We start from the raw sequence: 14,108 nt of genomic DNA, 5'->3' as shown, positions 1-14,108 counted from the left end.
CCGGGCCCGGCTCGCGGTTGCCCCGGTCGTGGTCCTGCTGGCCGTCGCGGCGTACTGGTGGCCGCCGCTGCGCGAAAGAGGTGCGACGGGCGAGCCGACGACCGTCGCCGCGGCCGATACGCGGTCCGAACCGGTGGTGGTTGTCTTTCCCTTCGAGAACCTCGGTCCGCCCGAGGAAGCCTACTTCGCAGCCGGCGTCACGGACGAGATCATCACGCGACTGACGGGCGTGGCGGGCCTGCGGGTGGTGTCGCGGGCCAGCGCGCTGCATTACGACCGCACCGGCACGACCATGCAGCAGATCGCGACGGACCTGGGCGTGGACTACGTGCTCGAGGGGGCCGTGCGCTGGCAGCGCGACGCGGGAGGGACAAGCCGGGTGAGGGTGACGCCCCAGCTCATGAACGCCAGGTCCGACGAGCAGGTCTGGGCCGAGTCCTACGACCGCTCCATGGCGGAGATATTCAAGGTGCAGTCGGAGATCGCGGAGGAGGTCGTCCACAGCCTGGGCGTGACCCTGGCGGTATCGCCGGCGCCGAAGGACGCGGACATTCCCACCCGCGACATGAACGCCTACCACGCCTACCTCCGGGCGCGGGAGATCCTCGACGTCTCCCAATTCAATGCGGAATCCTGGTTCCTGGCCGTCGACCTGCTGGAGAAGGCGGTCGCGCGCGATCCGGAGTTCCACGAGGCCTGGGGCCAGCTGGCCAAGGCCAACTCGGGGATGTGCCACTTCGACTGGGATCGCACCGAGGCGCGCCTGGCCCGGGCCAAGGCCGCCGCGGACCGGGCGTTCGAGCTGAAGCCCGACGCCGCCTACACGCAGATGGCCCGCGGCCTGTACTACTACTGGGGACGCAAGGACTACGAATCGGCACTGGCTGCCCTGCGTCAGGCCGACCGGGCCCGGCCCAACGATTCGGCCATCCGCGAGCTCATGGCCTATGTGCTGCGCCGGCAGGAGGACTACGCGGAGGCGGCGGAGATCCTGATCGACGTGAACCGGCTCTCGCCGCGCGACCCGGCCAACTGCGCCCACATCGGCGAGACCCTGGGCATTCTCGGCCGTTACGACGAGGCCGCGACGTGGGCGGCACGGGCCATCGAACTGGGCCCCGGACAGGCGACCAATTATACGATGGCGGCGTGGCTGGCGGTGGAAGCCGGCCGGCCGGAACTGGTCCGGCGCTACATCGAGGATACGCCGCCGTCCAGCGATCCCGAGATCCGTTACGGTCTGTTCAAGGCGAGCTACGCGCTGCGGGACTACGCTGCGGCCCTGCGCCAAGCGGATGCGTTGCCTGACGTGTACGAAGCCCAGTTCTCCACCGTCAGCCGCCACCTGGCCCTCGCCCAGACGCACCTGGCCATGGACATGACCGACACAGCCCGGGAAGACTTCGTCCGCGCCGAGGCCGTTCTGGCCGCCAAGCTCATGGAGAAGCCCGGGGCCGGCAACCTCGTGGCGGCAAGAGCGGTGGCGCTCGCCGGCCTGGGCCGCGGCGACGAAGCCCTCGCCGAGATCGAGCGCGCGTTCGGGCTCTATCCGGCCAGCAAGGACAGGTGGATCCAGACCTGGCGGCTCTACGACCTGGCGTTGGTCCAGATGCTGACGGGCCGGTCGGCCGAGGCCGTCGCCACGCTGGGCGAGCTGCTGAAGCGGCGGACGGACGTCATCTCGCCGAGCATCCTGCGGTCGACGCCGGATCTCGACGGCCTGCGGGGTCGGCCGGATTTCCAGGGGTTGCTGGTCGGAGGCGCTTGAGGGACGGCGCCGGTCCAGACGCAACCAAACACACTCGGCATACGTTTTCATCTCTGTCGCATGTGCCCACCACACCGGCATGAGAGATGGAGATGTCCGAACCCGCCCGCAAGGGGATCGAGCGCAGAAGCTGCTCTCCCGGCTGCCTGATCGCCATGATCGTGGTCGTCGTCGGCTTCGCAGTCGCAGGCTACTTCGTGATGCGACCCATCAACGCGGCCAAGCGCATCGAGCAGGACCTGGTCGACCGCCTCGATCCGGTGCCCGCCTACATCCCTGCCCCCGACGGTGCCGTCGCGCCGGAGCGCGTGGAGATCTTCCTGGCCGTGCGCGCCGGCCTGCTCGAGCAGACGGGCCGCATCCAGGCGACCTTCGCGCGGATCGACAGCGTCGACCGGCAGGAGGACCTGGACGCCGGCGAACTGTGGGACTTCCTCAGGGACGCCGTCGGCACACTGCCTCGCATGGTGGAATACTTCTCGGCGCGCAACACCGCGCTGCTCGCGCACGGCATGGGCCTGGGCGAGTACTTCTACATCTACGTCCTGGCCTACGGCGACCGGCTCTGCCCGCCCGGCGAGGACGGTCATCCGCCCGCCGAGTGCGAGTACGTCACCGGCCGCACCACGCGCGAGCTGACGCAGATGTTGCGCAACCAGCTCGACAACCCCGACCATCCCCCTCCCGACGGGATCGCTGCATCCCTGGAGCGGGAGATCGCGGCGCTGGAGCGCGGCGAGCGGGTCCTGCCCTGGCAGGGGGAGCGGCCAGCGGCCATCGCAGCCTCGCTGGCTCCCTATCGCGCGCGTCTGGACCGGCTCTTCTGCGAGCAGACGCGCGAACTGGAGCTGATACAGAAGAACAGGAACATAGGCGGTATCGGAGATTGATGTTCATTCATGCTATGATTATAACGGAGCTACCGCAAAGATAGACATGCAGGCGCACACTCCATCAGGGACGCCGAGTCCCGGATCCGGCCGGTCGATCCGTTAGCAAACGATTCGAGCCGGCGACAAGGGGTACCATGAAGTTCATGCTGACGATCCTGGTCCTGGCTGCGGCCTGCGGCGCCGCGCAGGCGGGCGTCCAGTGGAGCTGGTCCAACGCGGGGACCGGCACGGAGCTGGGAACGTTCATCACCGACGGCGAGCTCGTGTCCGACCAGGCGCCCGCCGGCACCTATACGGTCGTCGATTTCTCGGTGACCGCCTCCGCCTACGACATCCCGATCGGATCGATGTCCGGCGGGGACTACTTCACCAACCAGCCCGAGATCGGCTTCGACTGGGACGGATCCGTCCCCACGGTCTTCTGGCGTCTCTCCGGGTTCTACACAAACGGCTTCGGGCTGTTCGTGACGGCGCCGGCTCCAGGCGGCCCGGACTATGTCGGGTTCGGCGTGGACTGGTTCCTGATCGAGTACGATGAAGATGTGACATTCCTCGCAGAGGGCCTGACCCCGATCCTCACGCCCGTGGGGACCGTCACGGCGAGCGCGAGCGCCGCCTTCGGCGCGTTGAAGGCGCTGTACAGATAGCCGACCGTTCGCGAATAGAAACGAGTCCCCGCGGTCGGGGGCTCGTTCTACATGAAACGGCCGCTCTGGAATTCGCACCGGATCCCCGGCGAGATGCGCTGGCGTTCCGGCCGTCGGCGGGCAGGTCGTGGTTGCAGCTATCCTCCACGAGGCAGAATGATCCGGGTAAGGCCCGCATTTCGAACGTACGGATACAAGACCATTCAACTCGTATAATGTCAGCGGGTTGCCGCTGTGCGGCGCGATTTCGTCATTGCACTCCGGCATCCAGAAGTGTACGCTTCAATCCATAACAGAAACGGTCCTGATTGCGCCGGATTACGGCGCGCCTTTGACGACTTTGATGGCCCGGAAGGAGAAACCCATGATGAAGACCGCACATGTCATGTTATGTGGCGCCGCCTTGTCCCTGCTTCTCGCCGCCGCCGCCGTGGCCGACGACGGTTGCGTGGACTGTCACGCGAAGATCTCCCCGGGTCAGGTCCTGGACTGGTCGGTCAGCCGGCACGCCGAAAACGACGTGACCTGCGCCTCCTGCCACGGCGAAGGGCACCGGACGGCGGACGACGCCGCAAAGGCCGTGATGCCCGACGAGCACGTCTGCGCCGAATGCCACCAGGAGCAGTTCGACTCCTTCGCCGGGGGCAAGCACAACCACGGCTGGACGTCCCTGAACGCCATTCCCGCGACCCATTTCGCCCCCGACGAGTTGATCGAGGGCGGGCGCGGCTGCGGCGGCTGCCACAACATGGGCATCAAGTCCGAGGCGCAGAAACAGGATCAGCGCGCCAAGGGCTACCGGTACCAGAACAACTCCTGCGACGAGTGCCACACCCGCCACGCCTTCGCCAAGAAGGAGGCGCAGAATCCCCGCGCCTGCCAGCAGTGCCACATGGGCTACGACCATCCCCAGTGGGAGATGTGGTCCAGTTCCAAGCACGGCGAGCGCTACTTCGCAAAGCTGGCCGGCGACCTGCCCGACGGCGCCGCCGCCCCCACCTGCCAGCATTGCCACCTGCCCGACGGCACACACGAGAACCGCACCGCCTGGGGTTTCCTGGGCGTGCGCCTGCCCCTGTCCGATGATCCGCAGGCGGCGGCCGACCGGGTGACCATCCTCAAGGCCCTGGGCGTGCTGCACCCGGAGACGGGCGAGCCGACGGCGATCCTTGACGCGGTCAAGGCGGTCGACATGGCCCGCCTCGACCAGGCCTCCTGGCAGACCGAACGCGACAAGATGCTCGACACCTGCAACGGCTGCCACTCCCGCGCCTACGCCAGGGAGCAGCTGGAGATGGGCGACGCGATCCTCACCAAGGCGGACCGCCTGATGGCCGAGGCCATCGAGACCGTCGCGGCGCTGTACCGGGACGGGATCATCGTGAAGCCGGAGGGCTATCCCTTCAACTACCCCTTCCTCCTGACGCTCATGCATACCAACGGGGCCAACTGGGACGAGGATCTGGACGGCTTTTCCTACATCGATCAGGTTTTACTGCAGATGTTCTTCAAGCATCGGATGCGGGCCTATCAGGCGTTCTTCCATGTGAATCCGGATTATGCCTATTGGTACGGGTGGAACATGATGACGCAGGATCTGGGGGAGATCAAGGAACTGGCGAAGTCGATGCGCGCGCAGCATGCGAGCGTGAAATAAACGGGTCATCCTCGGACGAGATCGGGGAACAGGCTGCTCGGCAAGAAGCAGCCTGTTCGGTCCCTGCGACTTGCCCGCGAATCCTCGATCCGGTATCGTACCTCCACACCAAGTCATGCGTCTTCACGTCAAGAACAGGATCCGAAAGGCCTCCATGTCCGACACCCTGAAACGCCACCCATTCTCCACCCTGCTTTCCTGGATCCTGCGCGACCACGAGCGGGACGGGTCGATCCTCGGCATCCCCGGGGGCCTCATCCACCGCCCGGGCACCGTGCCTACCTACGCCGGTACCGCCTTCACCCACCCCCTGGCCACCCCCATAGGCCCCGCCGCCGGCCCCCACACCCAGATGGCCCAGAACATCGTCTGCGCCTGGCTGTCGGGCGGGCGGTTCATCGAGCTGAAGACCGTCCAGGTGATGGACGAGCTGGAGATTCCGCGCCCCTGCATCGACATGGCGGACGAGGGCTACAACGTGGAGTGGTCGCAGGAGCTCAAGCTCGAGGATTCGGCCGACGAGTACGTGAAGGCCTGGGTGCTGATCCACGTCCTGAGGCGGCTGCTGGGGATGGACGATCGGCCCTTCGGCACCGTCTTCAACATGAGCGTGGGCTACGACCTGAAGGGTATCCAGAGCCCATCGATGGTGCGCTTCATGGATCGTCTGGCCGACGCGTCGGCCGGGATCGCCGCGCTGCAGGTAGTGATCGAGCGTGACTTTCCGCAATTCGCGGGGATCGAGATCCCGTCGCAGCTGACCGACAACGTCAGCCTCTCGACCATGCACGGCTGCCCGCCCGACGAGATCGGGCGCATCGCGCGCCACCTGCTGGTCGACCGGGGTCTGCACACCTACGTCAAGCTGAACCCCACGCTGCTGGGCGGCGAGACGGTCCATCGCATCCTGCACGACGACCTTGGCTTCACCGAGATCAACGTCCCCGACGCGACCTTCGCGCACGATCTGCCCTACGGCCGCGCCGTCGAGCTGATCAAGTCGCTCAGGGCCGTGGCCGCCGGGCAGGGCCTCGAGTTCGGCGTGAAGCTGAGCAACACGCTGCCCACGGTCAACCACCGCGACGCGCTGCCCGGCGAGGAGACGTACTTGTCCGGCCGGGCGCTCTACCCGTTGACGGTGAACCTGTTCCACAAGCTCGGCGCCGAGTTCGACGGGGACCTGGACGTGTCCTTCAGCGGCGGCGCGGACGCGCTGAACGTGGCGGGGCTGTTCCGGGCCGGCGCGAAGACGGTCACCTCGGTGACGGACCTGCTCAAGCCCGGCGGCTACTCGCGGATGCTGCAGTACCTGGAGAACCTCGAAGCGGAGATGAGGGCCGACGGGGCCATGAGCCTGGAGGAATTCGCGCGGGACAAGGCGGCCACCCTCGAACGCCTCGCCGCGGCATCGCTCACCGACCCGCGCTACAAGAAGGGCTACCAGCCCCACCCGTCGCCCAGGGTCGTGTCGGACCTCGGCTGGTTCGACTGCATCACCGCCCCCTGCATGGCCCGATGCGCTGTCACGCAGGACGTGCCGGAGTACATCGCGCAGATCGGCGCGGGCGATTACGACCGCGCGCTGGCGATCATCCTGGCGCGCAACCCGTTGCCGGGCATCACGGGGTACATCTGCAACCACGCCTGCCAGACCCGCTGCACGCGCAGCGACTACGACGAGCCCGTGGCCATCCGCGCGCTCAAGCGCTTCGCCTTCGAGCACGGGCGGGTCGAGGCGGCGCCGGCCAGATCCACCGGCAAGCGCGTGGCGATCATCGGCGCCGGTCCGTCGGGCCTGTCGGCCGCGTCGTTCCTGGCGCTCAACGGCGTTCAGGCGACCATCTTCGAGGCGCGGGACCGCGCCGGCGGCATGGCGGCGGTGGCGCCAAGGTTCCGTCTGCCCGACGCGGTCGTCCAGCGAGACGTCGCGCGCATCACCGGCATGGGCGTGCAGATCAAGACATCGCATCGGATCGATGGGCCGCCGGAATCCTTGCTCGAACAGGGCTTCGACGCGGTCTACGTCGCCACCGGCTTCCAGAGGGACGGCGCGCTGGACATCCCGGGCCTCGAGGGCGAGGGCGTCCACACGGCCCTGGACTTCCTGAAGCGCGTGAACGCGGGCGAGCGGCCCGAGCTGGGTCGGAATGGCCGCGACGTCCTGGTGATCGGCGGCGGCAACACGGCGGTCGACGCCGCCCGCACCGCCAGCCGCCTGACCGGCAAGCCGGCGACGGTCGTCTACCGCCGCACCGCGGCGGAGATGCCCGCCGACGCGGAGGAGATCGTGGATCTGTGCGCGGAGGGTATCGGCCTGCGGACGCTCGTCTCGCCGTCGCGCGTGGTCCTGGAGGATGGCCGTGTCGTCGGCCTGGAATGCGTGCGCAACGAACTGGGCGAGCCGGACGCCAGCGGTCGCCGCCGGCCAGTCGAGATCCCCGGCAGCGCGTTCACGATGCCTGCAGACGCGGTGATCGTGGCCATCGGCCAGGCGGCCGACCTGGCGTTCCTGGACGGCAGCGGCGTCACGACCCGCCGCAACGGCGTCATCGAGATCGACCCCGAGACCGGCCGCGCGCTGGACCTGATCTTCGCCGGCGGCGACGCCACACGCGGGCCCGAGACGATCATCGCCGCCTGCGCCGACGGGCGCCGCGCGGCCGAGGCCCTCTGCGCCGAGTTCGGCGTGGCGTTCGACACGTACGCGGTGACCACGCCGGAGCCGTCCGACGAGGACGTCGCGCGGATGAAGCGCATCCGGGCGCGCAAGATGGAGCAGCACAGGCCCGTGATGCTCCCGTCTGCGGAGCGCGGTGGTTTCGATCTGGTCGACGCGACGCTGGACGAGGAGGCCGCCCGCGCCGAGGCCACCCGCTGCCTGCAGTGCACGGCGTTGTGCGACAAGTGCGTGGAGGTCTGCCCCAACCGCGCGAATTACACGTACCTGATCGAGCCGGTGGATCTGACGCTGCCGATCCTCGCCTGCCGGGGCGGCAGCCTGGTGATCGCGGGCAAGGAGCGGATCCAAATCGACCAGACCCGCCAGATCATCCACCTGGACGATTTCTGCAACGAATGCGGCAACTGCGCCACCTTCTGCGTCCACCCCGGCCGGCCCTACGTGGAGAAGCCGCGGCTGTTCCTGCGCGAGGCGGATTTCCTGGCCGAGGGTGACAACGCGGTGTTCATCGAGGGCGATACGATCCGCAGCCTGCGCGACGGTCGCGAGTCGCGGCTGACCGTCGGTGATGCGCTGGTCTACGAGACCGATCGCGTGCGCGTCGCTCTGTCCCCGGCCTACGAGATCATCGAAGCGGACGTGAAACAGACCTTCGCAGGCGAGCTGTCGCTGAAGGAGGCCGCGGATTTGGCGTCCATATTGACCGGGATTCGTGGTAGTCTGGCGTTACCGGGTTTGGGCTAGCTGCCCAGACGGCGAATCCGATACAAGAGTTCACATCTTGCCGATTGCGCGGCCTACGCCTGCCCCACTGTATCGTTTTGCGACATGATCTCACCCACCCCGAGTCACGTCGGGGTCCAGGGTGCCGCCACTGCCGAGCAAAGGGGGAATCATGAAGAGATACCTATTCGGGGTGCTCCTGGTCGTGGGGCTGATCGGGGGTGTGGGGGCATTCGTGACCCGGGCGTCGGCCGCAGAGCCGCCGCTGGGCCTGCCGGCCCCGCCCCGGTCGGATCAGTTCGCGCAGACCGCCGGGATGATCGCTCTCGGCGACTCGCTCTTCAACGACAAGAGGTTCAGCTCAACGGGCGAGATCAGCTGCGCGACGTGCCACGCCGCCGAGAAGGCCTTCACCGACAGCCCGCTGAGGGTCTCGGAGGGCATCGACAAGCTCACCGGCACGCGCAACTCGCCCACGGTCGTGAACGCCGTCTACTTCAAGACGATGTTCTGGGACGGCCGGTCGCCGAGCCTGGAGGACCAGGCCCTGCACCCGTTCATCAACCCGGTGGAGATGGGACTCGCGGACCACCAGCCGATCCTCGATATCGTGCGCTCCGACCCCGGGTACGCGAAGGCCTTCGCGGCCGTCTTCGGCAAGAGCGGCGAGGCGATCACCATGGACGAGGTGACCGGCGCCATCGCCGCTTTTGAACGCGTGCAGGTCGCGGGCGATTCGCCCTTCGACCGCTGGAACTACGGCGGCGAGGCGGACGCGCTCACCAGGGCCCAGAAGGCCGGCTTCGAGGTCTTCGTCAACGAGGGACGCTGCGTCTCCTGCCACCGGATCGAGCAGACGCAGGCGCTGTTCACCGACAACCGCTTCCACAACATCGGCGTGGGCATCAACGACATCCAGGACGACGTGCCGCGACTCGCACAGGAGTTCCTCCAGGCCGAGGCCACGCTGAGCGAGGTGGACGTCAAGGTCCTGTCCGACGCGAAGACCTCGGAGATCGGCCGCTTCGCCGTCACGCGGACCTTCGACGATCTCGGCTCCTTCAAGACGCCGACGCTGCGCAACGTGGCCGTGACGGCGCCCTACATGCACGACGGCAGCCTGGCGACCCTGCGCGACGTGGTCGTGCACTACAACAACGGCGGCGTGACGACCGATGGCGACCGCGTGAACGACTTCCTGAGCGGAGGCATCCGTCCGCTCGACCTGTCCGACAGCCAGATCGACAATCTCGTGGCGTTCATGGAGGCCCTGACCAGCCCCCGGTTCGCCGACCTGGCCGATAACGCCGGCGCCGCCAACAAGTAGAGGAGGCGATCATGTCCGATTTCCGCATAAACCGACGCGAATTCCTCAAGGGTGCCGGCACGCTCGCGGCGGCCAGTTGCCTGCCCCTGAGCATGGTGGAGCTGGCCTTCGCCGACAGCCGCAAGAACTTCACCTTCGCGTACATCTCGGACGCCCACATCCAGCAGGTCATCGGCACGGAGTTCGTGCGCAACTGGGACCGCGGCCTGATCCGCGCCGTGGCCGAGGCCAACCTGCTCGTGCCCCGTCCCGACTTCGTGGTGTTCGGCGGCGACCTGGCGCAGCTCGGCAAGAAGGCGGAGCTCGACCACGGGGCCGAGATGCTGTCGAAACTCGACTACAAGACCTACTGCGTGATGGGCGAGCACGACTACTACCTCGACCTGGGCGCGTACTGGTCGAAGCTCTACGGCCCGCAGTACTACAGCTGGGAACACAAGGGCGTGCACTTCGTCACGCTCAACAGCGTCCTGACCTACGACGAGTGGACGCACGAGCGCTGGCCGTCCGCCGAGCAGCGCATGCTCGAGATGGCCGGGCTCGACAATCCCAACGGCTCGCCGTTCATGGTGGGCCAGAAGCAGCGCGACTGGCTCCGGGCGGACCTGAAGAAGGTCAAGAAGGACACGCCGATCGTCGTCTTCTCGCACTCTCCCATCCAGAAGATCTACAAGGGGTGGAATTTCTGGACCGAGGATGCGGAGGACGTGCAGGCGCTGCTCAAGCCCTTCGCCGACGTCACCGTGGTCTACGGCCACGTGCACCAGGTGCAGTACAACCAGATCGGCAACATCAGCTTCCACGCGGTGATGGCCACGGCCTGGCCCTGGCCCTACCCGCAGAGCTACGCCCAGGTGGAGAGCCACCTGCCCAAGCTCACGGTGCCGATGAACCGGGCCGATCCGTTCTTCGAGCGCGACGCCACCGGCTGGCAGATGATCGACGTCAAGAGCGGGCGCGTGGCGCTGAAATACAACCTCAGCAACAACACGAAACGCACCGTGGCATACAACCCGAAGACGGGGAGACCCGAGGACAGCGCGTTCCAGGACCCGGCCAGGCGGATCCAGCCGCAAATCCATTACTAGAGGAGGGAACGATGTCTGGGAAGATTGCAGCAGCAGCGTTCGCGGTGGTCGCGCTCGCCATGGTCGTGGCCGACGTCGCGGTGCTGGCCGACGAGTTCACCCAGGAAGACCTGGATCGCTGGCAGGACGAATACATGAGCGTCGTGAACGAGGGCCGCGCGCTGTGGGTGAGCGGCGAGCTGGGCACCAACGGCGTCGCCTGCGCCCAGTGCCACCCGAACGCGGCCAACACGCACCCAGAGACCTACCCCAAGTTCCAGCAGCAGCTCGGCCGGGTGATCGCCCTGCGCGACATGATCAACTGGTGCCTCCAGAACCCCCTGGAGGGCTCGCCGCTGGATCTCGACAGCGACGAGATGGTCGCCATGGAGGCCTACGTCGCCTACGAGCGGCGGGGAGTGGAGATGGCGCCGGGCAGGCATTAGGACCGCACGGCAACCGACCGACAGGTTCGAATAGGTATTACGAGGGGGTCCGGGACATTCCTGGCCCCCCGTGTCTTCGCCGGCAGTCTGCTGCCGAAGGAGGCCGCGGGGCCGGCGATGATCCTCGCCGGAGCAAGCCGAGTTGCCATCTGCAGCGACTGACACCTCCACGTGGAGGTGTGGGACTGACGATACATCGATAACCGGGATGTTCGACAACCGGCCGGATCACGACTCACATGCGGGTTTCATCGAAATACGGGCGACAGACAACCGATTTTCATCGATAATCTCGGCAATGTCGGGTATGAGGTCATCCATCTCCCGGTCGCGGAGGAGCCCATGCAAATCAAGTTCGACCATGTCTTCCAGTTCAAGGTGACCCTCAAGGAGATCAAGCCGCCCGTCTGGCGACGCATCGCCGTGCCGTGCGACTGCACCTTCTGGGACCTGCACGTCGCCATCCAGGACGCCTTCGGCTGGCTGGGCTATCATCTGCACGAGTTCACGGTCAGGCAGACGGCCCTGCGCATGAACCTGCGCATCGGCATTCCCGACGGCGAGGGGTTCGACGAGGACGACTTCGTCCTGCCGGGCTGGGCGATCCTCGTGGCGCACCACATCACGCTGGCCAACCGCAAGGTGTCCTACGCCTACGACTTCGGCGACGACTGGCAACACGACGTGTACCTCGAGAAGATCGTCCCCCGCGAGAAGGACGCAGAATATCCCCAGTGCCTCGGCGGGCGCCGCGCCTGTCCCCCGGAGGACTGCGGCGGACTACCGGGCTACGAGGATCTGCTCGCGGTCCTAGCGGATCCGCGCCACGAGGAATACGCCTCGCTCCTCGCATGGGTCGGCGGCGGTTACGACCCGGAGGCGTTCGACAAGGACGAGATCGAGTTCAGCGATCCCGACGAGATGCTGGACCTGGCGCTCGGAGAGGAACCCGAAGAGGCCGGCCCGCCGGAGCTGCGGGTGATTCCCGGCCGGATGGATCATCCTGACGGAAAAGGCCGCGGACAGGGCCGGGGAAACGCCGTGGACGACCTGTCGCCGGACATGGAGCGACTGCGCGCGGAGGCGGACGCAGGCTACCGGGGATTTCCCGTGGCCACCGTCGCGCTCTACGGCCCCGACGACAAGCGCGCCACCAAGATCGCCGTCGGCATCGTGGAGACGGAAGGGGCCGATGTCGGCCTGCTGGAGCGGTGGACCGTCGACGAGGGGGACATCCGCGGGAATGTTGTCGTGGCGAGCGAGATCCTCGCTTTCATCGGGAAGCATGGCGCGCGCACGGTCGCGATGAGCGGCGGCATCATGGGCTGTCCTCATGAGGAGGGGGTCGACTATCCCGATGGTGGGGTTTGTCCGCAGTGTTCGTTCTGGGCGGGGCGTGATGGGTGGACTGGGGGGCCGGTGCAATAACTTTCGGATACAGCAATATAGACAAAGATAACTCTATCAAAATAAAGGAACTAAAAGATTTTGACTATTATGTGATTATGTGATATAGTAACATCCCTCCCATGTATGTTTCGCTACTCATTTATAAAATGGAGATGCTGTGGATATCTCAAATGTGGTTTGCCCTGCTATCGAAAAAATCCGCTGTAAAATTACTGCACGAGCTCAATCTCTTCATAGAAACGAGCAGTATCATAAATTATGCAATATGTATTATATAATTATTAATAGCGAATCTAAACGAAATATTATTACTTCTGCTAACATTTCGATACTTACTATGTTAGTCACTGATGCATATTATCAATTAGGGGAATATGAGCAGTGTATTAGTCATATAAAAGAAGCGGAGGCAAAAGGTATTCTGCCGCCTATGCATATCCACTCTGAATTAATGCGAGGGTGGATAAATGTAAAGTTATCTAGATGGAGAGAGGCCCATGATGTCGCCACATATTGGTTGAAATATGCCGATGAGCACAATATGCCACTTGCAACAGCATTATTTTTACACTTGATAGGACGCGCGCATTATCTTAGTGGCAGAATTTCACAAGCAAGTAGATCTCTTCATGATTCTGACGCACTATTCCGTTATTTAAAATTACAATACCAGTCAGCTAAAGTCGCTAATGCACTGGGTGCTATTGAAAAGACTAGCGGTAATCTTAACCGAGCAATAAAATATCTAGACGAATCTGAAAGATTAATGTTGGGTGATGGATTAGTTAGAAAAGTACAAAGCGTAAGGATCAATAAGGCTATTGTATTATATAAAATCGGAAGATATGCTGAAACGTTAGAGAATGTTGAAAGTATTAGAGAGAAAGACGATGGCCACAATCAAGTGTGGATGTTGCACAGTAAAATTATCAAAGCACGTGCGCAGATTGAATTGGGTAACATATCAATAGCTACACAAACACTACATTCTATATTATCAATAATTACTAAGAATCACTATTGCAGGGAAGAGGTTCTAGTAATTGAAAGTCTTGGAGATATAGCAGTTGTTTGTAATAAGCTAGATGATGCTGAAAGATACTACTTAAGAGCTACACAAATTGCAACAGCACTTGGTGAACGAAGTGAATTAGTGCTGGGTTTAATAAGACGCCGCGGAACGTTGATGTATACATTGGGAGACCATAGCAAGGCCATTGAATATTTTAAGCAGGCTAGAACACTAGCTGAAAAAAGTAAAGACGTGTATGAGCATGGAAATACTTTATTGGGTTTGTCGAGATGCTATACCGTTACAGGCCAACACTCAGTAGCCTACCGATATATCAGGAAAGCAATAGACGTGTTTAGCAGCCCGTCGAAAAACCCCGAGTTCGCCCTACGCCACCGTTCCCCAGAGATGATGACCGGTGACACACCCACCGGAGGTTCCGCGGCGAAGATGTGATCTCACTCTCACTCGTGCTCGG

10 protein-coding genes and 1 pseudogene are annotated in these 14,108 nt (G+C 64.1%); all 11 read left to right on the top strand.

What is annotated here, in order from left to right:
• The coding region (locus KJ554_00975; protein ID MBU0740903.1) for a tetratricopeptide repeat protein at window positions 1-1,768 on the top strand (1,768 nt) is incomplete at its 5' end.
• 92 nt (window positions 1,769-1,860) lie between these two features.
• Window positions 1,861-2,658, top strand: coding sequence for a hypothetical protein (locus KJ554_00970; GenBank protein ID MBU0740902.1), 798 nt, complete (start codon window positions 1,861-1,863; stop codon window positions 2,656-2,658).
• Between the two features lie 137 nt (window positions 2,659-2,795).
• The gene (locus KJ554_00965; GenBank protein MBU0740901.1) at window positions 2,796-3,308 is read left to right on the top strand and encodes a hypothetical protein; all 513 of its coding nucleotides are present in this window, start codon (window positions 2,796-2,798) and stop codon (window positions 3,306-3,308) included.
• A gap of 367 nt (window positions 3,309-3,675) precedes the next feature.
• Window positions 3,676-4,965, top strand: coding sequence for a cytochrome C (locus KJ554_00960; protein ID MBU0740900.1), 1,290 nt, complete (start codon window positions 3,676-3,678; stop codon window positions 4,963-4,965).
• Between the two features lie 154 nt (window positions 4,966-5,119).
• On the top strand, window positions 5,120-8,389 hold the full coding sequence (gene ygfK / locus KJ554_00955; GenBank protein ID MBU0740899.1) for a putative selenate reductase subunit YgfK: 3,270 nt from the start codon (window positions 5,120-5,122) through the stop codon (window positions 8,387-8,389).
• 151 nt (window positions 8,390-8,540) lie between these two features.
• Window positions 8,541-9,695, top strand: a complete 1,155-nt coding sequence (locus KJ554_00950; protein ID MBU0740898.1) for a cytochrome-c peroxidase — start codon at window positions 8,541-8,543, stop codon at window positions 9,693-9,695.
• Window positions 9,696-9,706: 11 nt separating this feature from the next.
• Entirely contained in the window at window positions 9,707-10,783 is a 1,077-nt protein-coding gene (locus KJ554_00945) for a metallophosphoesterase (GenBank protein ID MBU0740897.1), read from the top strand.
• 59 nt (window positions 10,784-10,842) lie between these two features.
• Window positions 10,843-11,208 (top strand): cytochrome C, encoded by a 366-nt coding sequence (locus tag KJ554_00940; protein MBU0740896.1) that lies wholly within the window; start codon window positions 10,843-10,845, stop codon window positions 11,206-11,208.
• A 342-nt stretch (window positions 11,209-11,550) separates the two neighbouring features.
• Window positions 11,551-12,135, top strand: a pseudogene (locus tag KJ554_00935) (plasmid pRiA4b ORF-3 family protein).
• A 135-nt stretch (window positions 12,136-12,270) separates the two neighbouring features.
• A complete protein-coding gene (locus KJ554_00930) occupies window positions 12,271-12,636 on the top strand; it encodes a hypothetical protein (protein ID MBU0740895.1) in 366 nt (121 codons plus the stop codon).
• Window positions 12,637-12,775: 139 nt separating this feature from the next.
• Window positions 12,776-14,086, top strand: a complete 1,311-nt coding sequence (locus KJ554_00925) for a tetratricopeptide repeat protein (protein ID MBU0740894.1) — start codon at window positions 12,776-12,778, stop codon at window positions 14,084-14,086.
• The last annotated feature ends 22 nt before the right edge of the window (window positions 14,087-14,108 follow it).

This window comes from bacterium (assembly GCA_018814885.1).
GTDB lineage: Bacteria > Krumholzibacteriota > Krumholzibacteriia > LZORAL124-64-63 > LZORAL124-64-63 > JAHIYU01.
Note: the sequence above shows the minus strand (reverse complement) of the source record. Positions and strands in the feature narration are given on the sequence as shown.